At 71.6% G+C, this 16,341-nt stretch carries 17 protein-coding genes; 9 read left to right on the forward strand and 8 right to left on the reverse strand.

Annotation, left to right across the window (positions count from 1 at the left end; translation table 11 throughout):
- Window positions 1-139: 139 nt before the first annotated feature.
- On the reverse strand, window positions 140-679 hold the full coding sequence (locus tag IEY30_RS18300; RefSeq protein WP_156035476.1) for a hypothetical protein: 540 nt from the start codon (window positions 677-679) through the stop codon (window positions 140-142).
- 122 nt (window positions 680-801) lie between these two features.
- Here IEY30_RS18300 and IEY30_RS18305 point away from each other — a divergent pair, with 122 nt between their 5' ends.
- A complete protein-coding gene (locus IEY30_RS18305; RefSeq protein ID WP_030202697.1) occupies window positions 802-1,098 on the forward strand; it encodes a hypothetical protein in 297 nt (98 codons plus the stop codon).
- Between the two features lie 85 nt (window positions 1,099-1,183).
- On the opposite strand, the gene IEY30_RS18310 is transcribed toward IEY30_RS18305, so the two are convergent.
- Complete coding sequence (locus IEY30_RS18310; protein ID WP_052358961.1) at window positions 1,184-2,032, reverse strand: ABC-2 transporter permease; 849 nt, start codon at window positions 2,030-2,032, stop codon at window positions 1,184-1,186.
- Window positions 2,029-2,928 carry an ABC transporter ATP-binding protein gene (locus IEY30_RS18315; protein ID WP_030202693.1) on the reverse strand — a complete coding sequence of 300 codons (900 nt, stop codon included), beginning with the start codon at window positions 2,926-2,928 and terminating at the stop codon, window positions 2,029-2,031. The genes IEY30_RS18310 and IEY30_RS18315 overlap by 4 nt, the downstream gene beginning before the upstream one ends.
- 186 nt (window positions 2,929-3,114) lie before the next feature.
- On the opposite strand from IEY30_RS18315, the gene IEY30_RS18320 reads away from it, so the two are divergent.
- From IEY30_RS18320 to IEY30_RS18335, 4 genes are all read left to right on the forward strand, one after another.
- A complete protein-coding gene (locus tag IEY30_RS18320) occupies window positions 3,115-4,350 on the forward strand; it encodes a sensor histidine kinase (RefSeq protein ID WP_156035474.1) in 1,236 nt (411 codons plus the stop codon).
- On the forward strand, window positions 4,347-5,057 hold the full coding sequence (locus IEY30_RS18325; RefSeq protein ID WP_030202688.1) for a response regulator: 711 nt from the start codon (window positions 4,347-4,349) through the stop codon (window positions 5,055-5,057). The genes IEY30_RS18320 and IEY30_RS18325 overlap by 4 nt, the downstream gene beginning before the upstream one ends.
- A gap of 288 nt (window positions 5,058-5,345) precedes the next feature.
- Window positions 5,346-7,004 (forward strand): ABC-F family ATP-binding cassette domain-containing protein, encoded by a 1,659-nt coding sequence (locus tag IEY30_RS18330; protein ID WP_030202687.1) that lies wholly within the window; start codon window positions 5,346-5,348, stop codon window positions 7,002-7,004.
- A 35-nt stretch (window positions 7,005-7,039) separates the two neighbouring features.
- Window positions 7,040-7,648, forward strand: a complete 609-nt coding sequence (locus IEY30_RS18335; RefSeq protein WP_156035473.1) for a hypothetical protein — start codon at window positions 7,040-7,042, stop codon at window positions 7,646-7,648.
- Here the strand turns inward: IEY30_RS18335 and IEY30_RS18340 are convergent.
- On the reverse strand, window positions 7,638-7,901 hold the full coding sequence (locus IEY30_RS18340; protein WP_030202684.1) for a GlsB/YeaQ/YmgE family stress response membrane protein: 264 nt from the start codon (window positions 7,899-7,901) through the stop codon (window positions 7,638-7,640). The genes IEY30_RS18335 and IEY30_RS18340 overlap by 11 nt on opposite strands.
- A 27-nt stretch (window positions 7,902-7,928) precedes the next feature.
- Window positions 7,929-8,906, reverse strand: coding sequence for a YihY/virulence factor BrkB family protein (locus IEY30_RS18345; RefSeq protein WP_030202682.1), 978 nt, complete (start codon window positions 8,904-8,906; stop codon window positions 7,929-7,931).
- A gap of 97 nt (window positions 8,907-9,003) precedes the next feature.
- On the opposite strand from IEY30_RS18345, the gene zwf reads away from it, so the two are divergent.
- The 3 genes from zwf to IEY30_RS18360 all read left to right on the forward strand — a co-directional run bounded on the left by zwf (window position 9,004) and on the right by IEY30_RS18360 (window position 12,653).
- Complete coding sequence (gene zwf / locus IEY30_RS18350; protein ID WP_030202680.1) at window positions 9,004-10,437, forward strand: glucose-6-phosphate dehydrogenase; 1,434 nt, start codon at window positions 9,004-9,006, stop codon at window positions 10,435-10,437.
- A gap of 379 nt (window positions 10,438-10,816) precedes the next feature.
- Window positions 10,817-11,521 (forward strand): class I SAM-dependent methyltransferase, encoded by a 705-nt coding sequence (locus IEY30_RS18355; protein ID WP_052358957.1) that lies wholly within the window; start codon window positions 10,817-10,819, stop codon window positions 11,519-11,521.
- Entirely contained in the window at window positions 11,514-12,653 is a 1,140-nt protein-coding gene (locus IEY30_RS18360) for a glycosyltransferase (RefSeq protein ID WP_030202677.1), read from the forward strand. The genes IEY30_RS18355 and IEY30_RS18360 overlap by 8 nt, the downstream gene beginning before the upstream one ends.
- 283 nt (window positions 12,654-12,936) lie before the next feature.
- Here the strand turns inward: IEY30_RS18360 and IEY30_RS18365 are convergent, their stop codons facing one another.
- Complete coding sequence (locus tag IEY30_RS18365) at window positions 12,937-14,280, reverse strand: glycoside hydrolase family 130 protein (RefSeq protein WP_081920644.1); 1,344 nt, start codon at window positions 14,278-14,280, stop codon at window positions 12,937-12,939.
- 532 nt (window positions 14,281-14,812) lie between these two features.
- On the opposite strand from IEY30_RS18365, the gene IEY30_RS18370 reads away from it, so the two are divergent.
- Complete coding sequence (locus IEY30_RS18370) at window positions 14,813-15,277, forward strand: cupin domain-containing protein (RefSeq protein ID WP_030202673.1); 465 nt, start codon at window positions 14,813-14,815, stop codon at window positions 15,275-15,277.
- A gap of 12 nt (window positions 15,278-15,289) precedes the next feature.
- On the opposite strand, the gene IEY30_RS18375 is transcribed toward IEY30_RS18370, so the two are convergent.
- Complete coding sequence (locus tag IEY30_RS18375; RefSeq protein WP_030202672.1) at window positions 15,290-15,673, reverse strand: hypothetical protein; 384 nt, start codon at window positions 15,671-15,673, stop codon at window positions 15,290-15,292.
- Complete coding sequence (locus IEY30_RS18380; RefSeq protein ID WP_030202671.1) at window positions 15,670-16,212, reverse strand: hypothetical protein; 543 nt, start codon at window positions 16,210-16,212, stop codon at window positions 15,670-15,672. Before IEY30_RS18380 ends, IEY30_RS18375 begins: the two co-directional genes overlap by 4 nt.
- Window positions 16,213-16,341: the final 129 nt, after the last annotated feature.

Consider the following 16,341-nt stretch of genomic DNA (forward strand, 5'->3'; position numbering starts at 1 on the left):
GCCACCCTCGGCTTCCACACCCCCGCCCATAAACTCAACGAACTACTCACCGTTGCGCACACGCCCTGAAACCGCCCCCGACACGTGGGGCGGGGCGCTCACTCGAGTGGGACGGGGCGCTCACTCGACTAGTCGGGCCCTACTCGGGGCGGATGAGGGCGTATGCCGTCACGGCGTCCCCGGGGAGGCCGCGGACGTCGATCTGGACCTTGCCTGCCGGCAGGCCGAGGTGGACGGTCCGCTGGACGGCGCCGTCGCAGGTGAACGGACGGGAGTAGAGCGGCTCACCGTGGCCCCACGTGCCGGGCGCCGCGTCGTAGACGGCATAGCTCGTGCCGGTCGACGGGCGGCCCGCCGCGCACGCGACCTCGACGGTGTAGGTCCGGCCCTCGGCCACCGGCACGCCGGGCACGTTGCGGAACGCCTTGCCCGCGCCCTGCTTCGTCACGACGACGCGCGCCACCTCACCGGCCACGGGCGCAGGCACCGTGACGACCGGCAGCGGCCCGGGGTCGATGGGCGTCAGGGAGACGTCGGGGGTGGGGGTCGACACGGACCGGACCTCCGTGGGCGCGACGGGCACGGTGACGCCGGCCGTGCACCCGCCCGCGACCGACGCCACGACCGACGCCGGGACGACGGCGAGCAGCGCCACGACCGCGCCCCGGATCCCTCGCACACGCCGACTCTAGGCGCGTTCCCAGCCGATGGCGGCCCAGTGGGTCTGGCCCCTACTCAGACGTCGAAGGAGCAGGCCTGAGCGAAAGCACGCACGTCAACACCTACACGCAGGACGGACCGATGGCCTACGACCACCGCGGCGACGCCCCCGTCTACGCCCCCAACAGCGAGGACCGCGGCTACGCCGACAACGTCGGCGAGGTCGAGGAGGGCTGGGAGACCGACGGCGCCATGGTGCGCCAGGCCTACACGCTGCGCGCCTTCGACTACTGGAAGAGCGTCGACACCGAGACGGGTAAGCAGATCGAGGAGCTCGTCCGCGCCGGGCTCGGCGCCGAGAACCCGGGCGGCGACGCCGACGACGCCAAGGTCGTCGAGGAGCCCATCGTCGAGTCGGCGACGAACGCCGCTCACTGACAAGGGTTTTCGACCCGAACAACACGAAGAGGTATGCCGTGTGCCCCCGTCAGGCACACGGCATACCTCTCGTTCGTGGTGCCGGCTACTTCACCTCGGCGCGGGTGAGGCGCCAGATGCCGACGGCGAGGGGTGCGACGACCCAGAGGCCGACCGAGGTGGCGAGGTGCGCCCACTGCTGGCCGGTCAGCGAGCCCTCGAAGAGCGGCTGCATCGTCTGGTTCATGTCGAGCCAGGTGGCGGCGTCGCGCAGCCACGAGACCATCGAGCCGAGGATCGACCACGCGGTCGGCAGGACGAAGAAGACGACGACCGCGGCCGGCGTGTTCTTGAAGAGCATGCCGAAGCCGACGCCCTGGGCGATGCCGAGCAGCACGTAGCCGCCGGCGCCGAGGAGCACGAGTGCATCGGTCGACCAGTCACCCTGGATCCCGCGGAAGGTGATCGCGGCCTGATGGGCGATGCCGGCGAGGACGAGCGCCAGCGCGAAGGCGCAGACGCCGACGACGAGCGCCGACAGCAGCTTGGCCCACGCGATGCGCATGCGGCGCGGCTCGAGACCGAAGGTGACGAGGCCGGTGCGCTGGCTCCACTCGGACGTCACGGCGAGGATGCCGACGACCGGGAGGATGAGCGCCATCGGCATCGTCGTGGCCTGGAGGTACTCGCCGAAGGCGTGCTGGCCGCCCTCGTTGAAGAACATGATCGTCAGCGCGATCGCGATGATCGCGCCGATGCCGATGATGAGCCAGCGGCCGGCGCGGGTGTCGAGCATCTTGCGCAGCTCGACGTGGATGAGCCGTCCGAAGGGCACCCCGGTCGTCGGGCGCGGGCCGTCGATGCGGCTCGGCACCTTGGCATGGGTCGGCAGCGCCGACTCGGCGTTCTTGGAGACGGCCGCCGTGGGCGCAGCGGTTGTGGTCGCGGTGGTCATGCCGCCACCTCCTCTCGGGCGGCGTCGGCCGTGAGGTCGAGGAACATCTCCTCGAGACCCCGGCTGTCGGCGCCGCGCAGCTCGGTCAGGACGATCTGGTGGGCGACCGCGACGCGGCCGACGGCGATCGGCTCGGCCTCGACCTGCAGGCCGCCGGTGGGCGTGCGCTGCGCGACGATCGACTGCTCGGCCAGTGCGGCCATGAGGGCGTCGTCGTCGGTGGAGCGGGTGAACGTCCCTGCGCCCGCGAGCAGCTCGTCCTTGGTGCCCTGGGCGACGATCTTGCCGTGGCCGATGACGATGATCTCGTCGGCGACGCGCTCGATCTCGTTGAGCAGGTGCGAGCTGAGCAGCACCGTGCCGCCCTCGTTGGCGTAGCCGCGCAGCAGGTCGCGCATCCAGCGGATGCCCGCCGGGTCGAGGCCGTTGGCCGGCTCGTCGAGGATGAGCACCTCGGGGTCGCCGAGCAGCGCGTGGGCGATGCCGAGGCGCTGGCGCATGCCGAGGGAGTAGTTGCGGACCCGGCGGTTCGCCTCCTTCTCGGTGAGGCCGACGAGCTCGACCATCTCGTCGACGCGGTGCCTGCCGACACCCATGAGGATCGCGCCGAGGGTCAGCACCTCGCGGCCGGTGCGACCGGCGTGCTGCGCGGAGGCGTCGAGCAGCAGGCCGACGTGGCGGCCCGGGTTCGGCAGGGCGGCATACGGCTTGCCGAGCACCGTGGCCCGGCCCGACGTGGCGGGCGTCAGGCCGGCCATGACACGCATGGCGGTGGTCTTGCCGGCACCGTTGGGGCCGAGGAAGCCGGTGACGAGGCCCGGCTTGACGTCGAAGGAGACGTCGTCGACGGCCGTGAAGGGGCCGTAGCGCTTGGTGAGTCGTTCCACTGTGATCATGGGCTCCACCCTCCCGGGCCGGGGTGGGGTCGCACATCCGTCACAAGCCTGATTCCGACCCCTACCTAGGTCGTAGCCGACCCTGACCGGAGTCAGGGTCCGTGCTCAGGGTCGGCCCCCTGCGCGGGTGCAGGAGCAGACCTTGGTCGTATGCCGTCACCCGCCGCCCGCGCCTAGGCTGGCGGAGTGCCGCTGCCCAGGATCGCCCGCACCCGACGCGGTCACGTGTGGGGCGAGTCGTGGCGGCTCGGCGTCGGTTTCCTCTTCGGGCTCGCGATCTGGGGCGTCGTGCAGGCGCAGCTCGACCAGCGTGGCGTCGACCCGACGTTCGGCAAGGACTGGCTCCTCGTGGACCTCGCCCTCGGGGTCGGCTCGACCGTCCTGCTGCTGTGGCGCCGGCGGTGGCCGCTCGCCGTGGCCCTCGTCACGACGGTGCTCTCCGGCGTCTCGTCGGTCAGCGTCGGGGCGTCCCTCGTCGCGCTCGTGTCGCTCTCGACGCGGCAGCGCTGGCGCGAGATCGCGGTCGTCGCCGTGCCGTGGATGCTCGCCGGGGTGTCGCACTCCCTCGTCTACCCGACCGAGCCCGAGGCGATCACGCTGCCCAACATCATCATCGGGCTGCTCACCCTCGCCGTGGGCGTCTCCATCGGGTGGGCCGTCGGCGAGCGCCGGGCCTTCGTCGCCTCGCTGCACGACCGCGCCCTGACCGCGGAGCGCGAGCAGGCCATGCGGGTCGTGCAGGCGCAGGTGGCCGAGCGGGCTCGCATCGCTCGCGAGATGCACGACGTGCTCGCGCACCGGATCTCGTTGGTGGCCATGCACTCCGGGGCCCTCGCCTATCGCACCGACCTCGCTCCGGAGCAGGTCGCCGAGACGGCCGAGATCGTCCGCGAGAGCGCCAACCAGGCCCTGACCGAGCTGCGGGCCGTCCTCGGGGTGCTCCGCGACGTGCCGGGCGCCGGGGCCTCGGAGGACGGCTCGCCCGAGGCGCCGCAACCGACGCTCGGCGACCTCGACGCCCTTGTGGCAGAGGCCCGCTCGGGTGGCGCGACGGTGCTGCTCGACCGTGCGGGCGACCTCGACGCCGTGCCCGAGCAGGTCTCGCGCAGCGCCTACCGCATCGTGCAGGAGGGCCTGACCAACGCCCGCAAGCACGCCCCCGGTGCGGCGGTCCGCGTCACCGTCTCGACGGCTCCCGAGCGCGGGCTCGACGACGAGGCGGTGCAGGTCACGGTGCGCAACGCGGTGCCGCGCGGGGGCACCGACGCAGCGGACGGCATACGCCGGGCTCCGACCGTCGGCGCCGGGCTGGGACTGCTCGGGCTCACCGAGCGCGCCGTCCTCGCCGGTGGCGAGCTGACCTACGGCCCTGACCGGGCAGGCGATTTCGTCCTCACGGCTCGGCTACCGTGGTCGCGATGAACGGGGACCAGGGGCGCACGCGGGTCGTCATCGTCGACGACGACGCGCTCGTGCGCGCCGGGCTGAGGATGATCCTCGGCGGCGCGCCGGACCTCGAGGTGGTCGCCGAGGCCGGCGACGGCATCGACGGCGAGCGGGTCGTCGACGAGCACCGGCCCGACGTCGTCCTCATGGACATCCGCATGCCGCGGCGTGACGGGCTCGAGACGACGAGATCGCTTCTGTCCGAGGCCGCCCGGGCCGTGCGCGCGGCTCGCGGCGACGACCTCAAGGTCATCGTGCTGACGACGTTCGACGCCGACGACATGGTCGTGCAGGCGCTCCGGGCGGGCGCGCACGGCTTCCTGCTCAAGGACACCGAGCCGCGCCGGCTCGTCGAGGCCGTGCAGCTCGTCGCAGCGGGCGAGCCCATCCTCTCCCCCAGCGTCACCGCAACCCTCATCGCCCACGTCGCGACCGGCGGCGTCGCCGTCGATGCCGGCGACCACAGGCGCACCGGGGCGGAGACCCTCCTCGCCACGCTGACCGACCGGGAGCGCGAGGTCGCCCTCGCCATCGGGCGCGGCCTGTCCAACGCCGACATCTCCCGCGAGCTCTACCTCTCGGTGCCGACCGTCAAGGCCCACGTGTCGCGCGTGCTCGACAAGCTCGGCGCCGACAACCGCGTGCAGATCGCCATCGTCGTCCACGACGCCGCCCTCGCCTGAGGCCGCGCGGGCACCAGCCCCTCCCCCCTCTTCTCGCACCGAACGCAGCGTTCGGTCTCGAACTCAGTGTTAGAACACAGCTTTCGCCACCGAACGCTGCGTTCGGTGGGGCAGGCGGGGGTTCTTCGCGCGGGGGTGGCGGCGGAAAGTCGGTGGACGCGGCGGGGTTGCGCCCCTTACGGTCTCTCCCGTGTGGATCTCCTGATGCCTCGAGCCCGCCCGCGCGCTTCCTCCCGATGAACGGTTGAGGTCACGCCGCGGGGCCCTGCTGACCATCAAGGACCCCACATGTCTTCCACCCTCACCATCTCCGGGCTCGACGTCGCCTTCGGTGCCCGCACCCTCTTCTCCGGCCTCGACCTGACCCTCGCCGACGGCGACGTCACGGCCGTCGTCGGCCCCAACGGCTCGGGCAAGTCGACGCTGATGCGCACCGTCGTCGGCGACCTGCCCGTCGAGGCCGGCACGATCCAGCTCGCGCCGCGCGACGCGACGATCGGCTGGCTGCCGCAGGTCGTGCCCGACCCGTCCGAGACGCTGCTGGCGTATGCGCGTCGCCGCACCGGCGTCCTGGCCGCCGACGCCGAGCTCGAGGCGGCGTCCGCAGCGATCGCCGCCGGCGAGGAGGGCAGCGAGGACCGCTACGCCGCGGCGCTCGAGCGCTGGCTCGCCCTCGGCGCCGCCGACCTCGACGAGCGGCTGCCCGAGGTGGCCGCCCGCGTCGGGCTCCACGTCGATCCGGAGCGGCCTCTCGGCACCTTGTCGGGCGGCCAGGCCGCTCGCGCCTGCCTCGTCGCCGTGCTGCTCAGCCAGTACGACGTGCTCCTGCTCGACGAGCCGACCAACGACCTCGACGCCCGGGGTCTCACCCTGATGGCCGACTTCGTCGCTGCCCACGAGGGCCCGATCCTCATCGCCAGCCACGACCGCACCTTCCTCGACGCGGTGGCCACGAGCGTCGTCGAGCTCGACGTCAAGCAGCAGCGCATCGGCCACTACACCGGCGGCTGGAGCAGCTTCGTCGCGCAGCGCGCGGTCGCCCGTGCCCACGCGTGGGAGGCGTACGAGGGGTATGCCGCGGAGCGAGACTCGCTGCTCGCGCAGTCCCGGCAGCGCCACGACTGGGCCGACAAGGGCCGACGCAACGTCGCCCTCGGCAAGGAGCCGGACAAGCACATCCGCGAGAAGCACAAGGCGCGGGCCGACCGGCAGGCCGCGAGGGGTGGTCGGCTCGAGCGGGCCGCCGACCGGCTCGACGCCGTGGAGCAGCCGCGCAAGGAGTGGCAGCTGCGCTACGCCATCACCGAGGGCCGCCCGTCCGCCGACGTCGTGGCGACCCTGTCCGACGCGGTCGTCGAACGGCACGACTTCCGGCTGGGCCCGGTCAGCCTCACCGTCGGCCGGGGCGACCGGATCGCCCTCGTCGGTGACAACGGCTCGGGCAAGACGACCCTGCTCGGCGCGCTCCTCGGCCGGCTCCCGCTCACGTCGGGCCGGCAGTCCCTGGGCACCCGCGTCGCCGTCGGCGTCATCGACCAGCGGCGCCACCTGCTCGACGACGACGCGACGGTCCTCGACGTCGTGCGCCGCGAGCTCGGCCCCGACCCGAAGACCTCCCGCGAGTGGCCGATCGCCGAGGTGCGCACCCTGCTCGCGAAGTTCGGGCTCGGCTCCGAGCACGTGTCTCGGCCGGCGCGGAGCCTGTCGATGGGCGAGCGGACCCGTGCCCTCATGGCGCTCTTCCAGGGCCGGGAGGTCAACGTCCTCGTGCTCGACGAGCCGACGAACCACCTGGACGTCGACGCCATCGAGCAGCTCGAGGCCGCCGTGGCGGCCTTCGGGGGGACCGTGCTCGTCGTCAGCCACGACGAGAGCCTGCTGGACGGCATACGACTCACCCACCGGTGGGCGGTCGTCCGCGGACGGGTGCGGGTCGAGGCCCTCTGACGCGGGGCCGGCCGCCGTGCGGCACAATCGCGCCGGTGACGGCACTCAGGGGAGCCCAGGCCCGTCGTCTCGTGGAGACCTTCCGGCGCAAGGGGCGCGTGGAGGTCGGCTTCAGCCGGCTGAGGATCGCCCTCTACTGGACGCTCGGACTCGCTCTGCTCGCGTGCGGGCTCGTGCTCATCGGCGGCGGGATCCACGTCATCTCCGCCGGCACCGGCAAGCCGGCGAGCGGCGTCATCGGCGTCGTCATCGGCCTCGTCACAGCCGCCCTCGGCCTCTTGGTCCTGACTCTCGGCCTGGCGCTGGCACGTCCCTCACGGCCGCCGGTGGTCGTTGACTCAGAGGGCGTGCACGTCCAGGGCGGCTGCGTCCCGTGGACCGTCATCTCCGGCTTCAGCACGAGCCGTTACGAGGGCCACGGCCCCAATAGCCACCTGCTGGCCACCGTCCTCGTCGACGAGGCCTCGGTCACCGAGTGGGCGACTGGGCGCAGCAATGCCGGCGACCGGCTCTCGCGCCTCCACCCCCTCGCCTCACCCGCGCCTGACGGGATCTCGCTGCCCTTCAACCTCGCCGTGGGCGCGCGTCAGCTCAGCGAGGCGCTCGAGGCCATCCGCCTCGAGGTGGTCGGCGTCAGCGGGTGACGCTGCGGGTGCGGCTCCAGCGCCACGCCGCGGTGACGATCACGGCCCCGACGATGGAGCCGATGATGCCGCTGGGCCGCAGCTGGATGCCGTCGCCCGCGAGGAGGCTCGCGAGCAGGCCACCGACGAACGAGCCGACGAGGCCCGCGACGATCGCCATCGTCCAGTCGATGCTCTTGCCCTCGCGACCCAGGATGAGCTGGGCTGCGGCGCCGATGAGCATGCCGAAGAGGATCATGCCGATGATGAGCATGGGCCGAGCATAGGGCGCTCGGCCCCCTCAGGCGCCTGTCTCCGCGGAATGTTCCGCGCGCGCCGCGGCCTCGGTGTCGAAGGTCGGGTCGCGGTGCCGCAGCACCACCCGGTTGAGGATGGCGCAGCCGACGATGAGCTGGCCCGCGATGAGCAGCCAGAGCAGGACCGCACCGGCGACGCCGAGCGAGCCGTAGAGGGCGGCCGAGTGCTCGATGCGAGCGGGGAGCAGGACGCGGCTGACGAGGTGCAGCGCGGACAGCCCGATGCCGAAGAGGGCCGCGCCGGGCAGCAGGTCCGTCCACGAGGTGCGCCGGTCGGGCAGGTAGGAGGAGACGAAGAGCCAGCCGGCGCCCGAGACCACCGCCTGGCCGAAGAACGACAGGACGATGCCTCCGGGGAAGAGCCGGTCGACGTGCGAGACGAGCGCAGCGCCCGCGAAGATGGCGACCCATGCGCCGCCGAAGACGAGCGTGCCGCGGAGCACCTCTCGCTGCGTGCGCCGCGGGACGGCCGCGTCCCACAGGTGCGCGTTGACGATGACCAGGTTGCGCAGCAGCGTCCGCGTCGTCCACAGCGACAGCACGATCCCGACGAGGACGGCCACCCACCACGAGCCGCTCGACTCGACGAGGGCCGCCGTGATCTGGCCACGGATGGTGCCCGTCACCCCGGCCGCGGCCAGCAGCTCCGAGCCTGCTGAGGGTGACGCGACCCCGATGCCCGCCAGGACGCCGGCGGCGACGAGCGCGAGCGGCAGCAGCCACAGGAAGGTCCGGAAGGCGACGGCGCTGGCGAGCAGCATCCCCTGGCGCGCGACGTAGAGCGAGACCATCTGGAGGGGGACCCGCAACAGCGGGACGCGGCGGGCGAGCTCGCTGTAGCGGGCGGCATATCGCATCGCCCGTTCCTCGCCGCGCGACCGCAGCCGGGCGAGCCGTCCCGAGGTGACGTCCGCCGGGTCGTGCTCGCCGGGGAGGTCGTCGTCGGCGGCCTCGGGTGCCATGGCTGAGGTTCCCACACGGTCACACCGCGCGGGGCGGGATCGAGCCTCACCGGGGGCGCACCTCCCGCTGGCGCCCGATCTGCGCCACGCTGGACCCATGCCAGCCACCACGGTCGTCCTCTTCGGCGCCACCGGAGACCTCGCCAAGCGCAAGCTGCTCCCGGGCATGCTGCACCTGCACGAGTCGCAGCTGCTCGAGGGTCTGCGCGTCGTCGCGACCTCGCTCGACGAGCTGAGCCGTGACGAGTTCCTCGAGCTCGTCTTCGCCTCGATCCGCGAGCACTCCAGCCACGACGTCACCGACGACGATCTGCGCGAGTTCGCCGAACGCATCCACTGGGTGCCGGGCAGCCTTGGGCCACAAGGCATCCGGGCTGCGGTCGACGAGTCCGAGCAGATCCTCGGGGAGGGCGCGCGACGGCTGCACTACCTGTCGGTGCCGCCCAAGGCCGCGCTGACGGTCGTCCACCAGCTCGCCGAGGCCGGGCTCGTCGAGCGCAGCCGCATCATCATGGAGAAGCCCTTCGGCACCGACCTCGCGAGCGCGCGGGCGCTCAACGCCGAGCTGCACGAGGTCTTCGACGAGGAGCAGATCTTCCGCATCGACCACTTCCTCGGCAAGGAGGCGGCGCAGAACATCCTCGCCTTCCGCTTCGCCAACGGCCTCTTCGAGCCGATCTGGCACCGCAACCACATCGACCACATCCAGATCGACGTGCCCGAGACGCTCGGTCTCGCCCAGCGCGCCGACTTCTACGAGAGCACCGGCGCCTACCGCGACATGGTCGTGACGCACCTCTTCCAGGTCCTGGCGTTCACCGCCATGGAGCCGCCGACCGCGCTCGAGCCGGCCGCGATCAGCGAGGAGAAGAACAAGGTCTTCCGGTCGATGTCGCCGATCGAGCCCCACGACGTCGTGCGCGGGCAGTACGTCGGCTACCGCGACGAGCCCGGCGTCCGGGCCGAGAGCCAGACCGAGACGTTCGTCGCCCTCAAGTGCTTCGTCGACAACTGGCGCTGGGCCGGCGTCCCCTTCTACCTCCGCACCGGCAAGCGGCTGGCCGAGGGCGCCCGCATCATCTCGATCGCCTTCAAGGAGCCGCCGCGCTCGATGTTCCCCGAGGGGTCGGGCGTCGGCGACAACGGGCCTGACCACCTGACCTTCGACCTCGCCGACAAGGCCCGGATGTCGTTGTCGTTCTACGGAAAGCGGCCCGGTCCCGGCATGAAGCTCGACAAGCTGTCAATGCAGTTCTCCATGCAGGAGACCCACTGGGCCGGCGCCGTGCTCGAGGCCTACGAGCGCCTCATCTACGACGCCGCCCGCGGTGACCGGACCCTCTTCACCTCCGCCGAGGGCATCGAGCGCCTCTGGGAGATCAGCCAGCCGCTCCTCGACAACCCGCCGATCGTGCGCCCCTACGACGCGGGCACGTGGGGTCCCAACCAGATCCACCAGCTCGTCGCACCGTTCACGTGGCGCCTGCCGTTCGAGCGCCGCTGGCGCGACCCCAACGCGATGGGCGCCTGACCGTCACCGATGGGGTATGCCGTCCGCCCACCTCTGCGCGCCGCGTGGGCGTCGCCGCGGGACCGCCGACGACAGTCTCCGACCCGTCCTACGGAAGCACGCCTCTCGACGACAGCACCCCCGCTTACCGCCCTGATGGCCGACCCACACCGCCGCGAAGCGGGCGGCTCTCGTGTTCTGGACTTGCCGAGCCGACAGCGTGGCAGTGAGCGGTTGACGGCGCCCCCGCGAGCGGGCGGCCGCCTTGCGAGCACGCCTTCCCGGGTGCCGAATTGGATGTCATGGGTTGACTCCTCGAGCAGTGCCACTCGGCGGGCACGATGCAGATCAATGACGCACCTGCCGATGGTGCGGTCCGTCAGGCGCTACGGTCGGCCCTGTGGCCGTGACCCGTTTCTCAACGTCGGCAGGTCGTGGCTTCTCTGACGGGGCCGCCCTGCACGGGCTCGCTGACCTGTCCGGCCCGTACTTGCCGTGGAGTTCGGGCGCGATGCGACCCGCCGGGCTCGTGACCGTGTGCAACGACATCGTCTTGAACGAGCGGCGCCGCATCGTCGAGCTCGGCAGCGGTGTCAGCACCGTTCTGCTGCCCCGCCTGATGCACCAGCGCCCACCGCCCGGTGGCTTCCTCATGGCGAGCGTTGAGCACGACCCGGTCTGGGCCCGGTGGGTGCGCGACCAGCTCGATCGCGAAGGCATCGGGGCCAACGTCACGATCGTTCAGGCGCCGTTGATACAGCACGCCCGCGCTGAGCCCGGCCTGGTCTGGTATGACGAGGAGGCCATGGCCCAGGGGCTACGCGAAGCGCTAGGAGGCGATTCGATCGACCTGTTGTTGGTGGACGGCCCGCCCGCTCATGCCACCGGCCACGGCTTGGCGCGTTACCCCGCCCTGCCGGTCCTCGCAGACCTGCTTGCCCCGGGCGCCACCGTCGTTCTCGACGACACCGATCGTCCCGGGGAACAGGAGGTCCTGCGCCGGTGGGAGCAAGAGATGGGACTCCCCTTCGACCGCAGCCCGGAGCGGGGCGGCGTCGCCGTGGCCCGGATGGCCGGCGAGGGCCCGGGCACCAGCCATGGCTGACTTGACCTCGGCGGGCCGGCGGCCGCTCACCATCGCGCGGGTCATCGGGGTGCTGGAGCGTGGCGGGGCCCAGCTCTCCGCGCTGCGGCTTTCTGCCGCCCTGCGCTCTGAGGGCTTCGACACCCGCCTCTACGCCGGCGACGCCACCGACGAAGGGATCGCCCTCGCCGCCGCCTTCGACGTGCCCGTCGAGACCTTCGCTCGGGACGCACACCTGCAATGGGTGCCGTCGACCGATTTCGCACAGTGGCTGCGCCCCCGCCTGGCCGACGCCGACCTCGTCCACGCCCACATGTTCGGGGCCTGGTGGGCGGCGGCCGCGGTCGTGCCCGACGGGGTTCCGCTCGTGGCCTCCGAACACAACGCCATGACCTGGCCGTACGGCGACCATGTCGCCCAGGCCCGCGCCGCCGCCGGACGCCTTGCGGCCTTCTTCGCACACGGCCCCGCCGCCCGCGGCTTCGCCGAATCACTCGGCGTCCCGCAGAGCCGGCGGCTCGAGGGACGCTCCATCGTCGACGGCTTCGATGCGCGACCGCTGCCGGGACTGCCGAGTCCCAGAGTGACCTTCGCCGGGCGCCTCCACCCCGAGAAGGGTGTGGACGTCCTGCTCGAGGCACTGGCCTTGATCCCCGACCCGCCGGTGACGCTGCTCCTCGGAGACGGTCCCCTGCGCGAGTCCCTCACAGCCCGGTCGCGCACCCTCGGCCTGGCCGATCGGGTTCTCCTGCCGGGGTGGGTGCGTTCGCCCGGCTCCTACATCTCAGGAGCCAGCCTGCACGTCGTCCCCTCCCGGGAGGAAGCCTGGTCCCAGAGTGCCGTCCTGGCCCTGGGCCTCGGGGTGCCGGTCCTTGCCAGCGCCGTGGAAGGGCTGCCCGTCACGTTGGCGCAGGGCCGCGGTGTGCTCGTCCCGCCCGAGGACCCCGAAGAGCTCGCCCGCGCCATCGACGAGCTCCTGCACGGGCGCGGGGTCCCCGACCCGACACCGGGGCGCGTCTACGCCGCACGCTTCACGCCCGAACAGATCGCGCCCTACTACGCCGACACCTACCGGCGGCTCATGCCTCGGCAACCGGCCACCCCACGGCAGCCCTACGTCTCCCCGCAGCGAGCCTCCGATGCACGCATGTGACACGAAGCGGTCGATCGAGCCGTGACCGGAGCGCCTGACGACAGGATTTGACCGACGTTGACCTCCACGGAGCGGGAGCTGTTCCACATGGATCGACCGCTCGCGATGGCGACGGCCATCCGGACCGCGTCCTTGATGGCGACGTGGTGGTGGTCCTGTTGAGATGGTCTGTCATCGCCGACCTGGACCTCAGTCGACGGGGCGATGGTCGGCTGTCAGCCTGACCGTTGGCTGGCTTCGTTGTAACGACAGAAGCGTCTCGCTGACGGCCATCCGCTCACGCTCAGGGTTTCCACGTCGCTACCCCGAGGACCGAGTCAGCCATCCCGAAGTACAGGAAATAGGTGTCGCGGAACTCAACGAGACCCTCACTGAAGACGACGTTGTTGACCTGCCCGTTCTGCTCGTCTCCCGTCGACGGCGCGATGAAGGGCCGTTCGAGCCGCGCGAGTGCGACCTTCGGGTTCGCGGGATCGATGAGCATCTGGCCACTCGAGTACGAGTTCTTCGCGAAGCCACCTGCCCCGGTGGTCTGGCCGTTGTACACGAGCAGGATCTTGCCGTCGCGGGTGAGGATCGGTGGCGGGCCCGGCTCCAGCCGCTGGTCCTCGAAGTCGAATACCGGCCGCGCCACGACGCCGTCGTCCTGGGTGGACACGTCATACGTCGCGACATCGGTCCACCGCGTGCCGTCTGAGGAGGTCTGGACTCGATAGACAAGAGCCGTGGCCGCCTCCCAGTAGACAGCTACCCGGTCCACGGTCGTGGTCTGTCCGAGGTCCACCGACAGCCAGGAGTCCGCCCGACCGCGGTCGCCCGCGGACACCGCCCAGCGCGTCGAGTAGTCACCGTCGACGGCGTTCGTGGCCGGCAGGCTCTGCGAGGACGCGGTCGCCGACTTTCCTCGTGCAAGGTTGGCACCCGACGCTCCGTTACGGACCTCCATCTCGTAGACGGAGTAGCCGTATGCCGTGACCGGAGTGACGCCCAGGAGGCGGACGTATCGTGCGGTTGTCGGGCTGAACGTGACGTCGTCGACCCGCGCGACGGGGCCAGGCGGAGTCGGGCCGGTGTCTGCGATCTCCCAGGCGATGAGGTCCCTGGAGCGCGCCCAGTAGATCCAGGACTCGCCGAAGTACATCCAGTACCAGCCGTCGATGGGTGTTGCGAGAATGGCGCCCGACTTGCTCCACGGGGCACGGGACAGGTGGCCGAAGTCGCGGAAGTCTGGGAACAGCGGGCCGTGCTTGGTCCAGTTGACGAGGTCCTTGGACGTGGCCAGGCAGAGCAGCGCGTGCTTGCCGTCGTAGCCGGTGTAGGTCAGGTAGTACGTGTCGCCGACGTGGACCACGCGTGGGTCCTCGCAGCCGCCAGGAGTCTCATACGGCTCGGTGGGAACGAGCACCGGCTCGGGACGCCGTTCGAAGGTGTAGCCGTCGCGGCTCCAGGCGAGGCCGATACTCGAGACCTTGGTCGCGTTCTGCGCGCGGTAGAGCATGGCGACGCGGCCGCCGACCACCGTGGCGCACGGGTTGTAGAGGAACGCCGATTCCCAGTCGTGCGCGGGGTCGGGGCGGAGGATGGGATTCCCCGAGTACTTCTCGAACGGACCTATGGGAAAGCTCACGTCCGTCTGGGGCCACTGGCCCGGGGTACGCCCCGACGAACGGCTGTCCCCAGACGTCGCGGCAAGGGCATCCGGCGCAGCCAGAACGGCAGGTGCAGTGGCAGCGGCCGCTGCGGCTCCCGTGAGGAAACGGCGTCTGCCGACCCTGGATCCACGCGTCTGGTCTTCCTCGTTGGGCACGAGCTCGTTCCTTCCGGTCGCCGGAAGCCATCCCCGAAAGGCCCTACGGCGAGAGGCGGTTCGGGACGGCCTTCGAGAAACTTCGTCACATGAGCGAAGTGACTCGCTGACCTGCGCGACTCTGCTTCAGACACCAAGAGCCGTCAATGAGCGCCCAAGAACCTGTCTGGGTGGGACAAGGACTCGGACAGGGCGGAAACATGGGCTCAAGACCGGATCACTGTCGTACACCGCCAGTCCGGGCCCGACCGGTCGGCGGCGCCGTTCACTGAGGTGAGCGCGTGAGGACCTGCGTCGACTCGCTCCTCGGCGAACCCCCTCGGCCACGACCCCGCGAGGCTACGGTCGAAGTATGAGCATCGAAGACGTGGGACCCGCCCCTCAGGCGTTCGACCTCGAGGGCGAGACGCTCGAGAACCCCAACTACCGCACCGTGGCCTGGAGCGGGAAGTACCTGCAGGTCACGCTCATGTCGATCCCGGTCGGTGGCGAGATCGGGCTCGAGCAGCACCCCGACACCGACCAGTTCATCCGTCTCGACCGCGGGCGCGGCCGAGCCCAGATGGGGCCCGGCAAGGACGAGCTGACCTTCGACCAGGAGGTGGGCGACGGCTGGTGCGTCGTCGTCCCGGCCGGGAGCTGGCACAACGTGACCAACACGGGCGACGAGCCGATGCAGCTCTACACCGTCTACGCGCCGCAGCACCACACCCCCGGGAAGGTCCACGAGACCAAGCAGGTCGCCGACGCCGACACTGACGACGATCCCGCAGCCTGGTCCGTGCAGCCCGCACCGGCCCCGGACCAGCACGCCTGACCCGCCGCGGAGTCAGCGACGCAGGGCCTCCGCCAGCGCCTCGGGGTCGGCGACGGTCATCGTCGCGCCCGGATGGCGGAGCGTGCCCGTGGGCTCGATCGCTCGGACGGGCTCGACGAACGACACGCACAGGCCCCGACGCGAGTTCGTCGCGAAGGTGACGCCGCGGTCGGTCAGCGAGAGGTGCGCAGGACCGGCGGTGCGGTACCACGCGTAGTCCCCGGTGATCTGCGTGCCGGCGACGTTGGCGAGCGGGGTGCGCAGCCGCCAGAGACCGAACCGCACGAACAGCTCGGTGTCGGTGACGACGACCTTCGTCGTGGCCGGGGTGACCCCGAAGGCCAGCGCGGCCAGGCGGTAGCGGCCCTCGAAGTCGAACTCGAACTCGCGCCTCACGACCGGCGTCCCAGGCGGGACGGCTGGTCGAGCAGGCCCGCGACGCCGCGCTGCTGCTCGCCGAGGTAGGCGTCGAGGACGAGCAGCCCGGCCGTGGTCGCCGGCGTGGCCCACTGGAGCCAGCCCATCCGCTTCGTCAGGTCCCTCGCGTGCTTGCCGGCCGCCGGGTCGTCGTCGGCGTGCTCCAGCGCGTCGCCCAGCTCGGCGCCCGACCGGTAGGCCTCGGCGCTCACGGCGATGGCCGTCGCGGTGAGCGCCGTCTTGAGGATGACGGCGGCGGTCGTGGGTCGGTGCTCGACGACGCGGCGACGGTTGTCGACGAGGATGGCGATGCCGCTCAGCAGGTGCAGGCCGACCGCGGCGCCCTGGACCGGCCCCCAGCGCCGCCAGCCCGCATCGGCGATGTCGGCCCGGTCGCGGGCGTCCTCCCCCTCGCGTGCCGCCGGGTTGAGCGCCGCAGCCCCGGCCAGGGAGCCCCCGAACCAGGCCGCGTTGGTGAGCAGGTGCGTTGCGCGAACGATGGTGCTGTATGCCGTCATGCCGAGTCCCAGGTGCCGTGGCGCCCCGTGAAGGGCGCGTGGAGTGTGGGAATGGCCGTACCCGCTTCGTGGTGCGCCACACCGCACCCGCCACTCAGGGCGACCGCCGGGTGTCACCGATGGCGTATG

The sequence above is a fragment of the Terrabacter tumescens genome (genome assembly GCF_014646815.1).
Lineage (GTDB): Bacteria > Actinomycetota > Actinomycetes > Actinomycetales > Dermatophilaceae > Terrabacter > Terrabacter tumescens.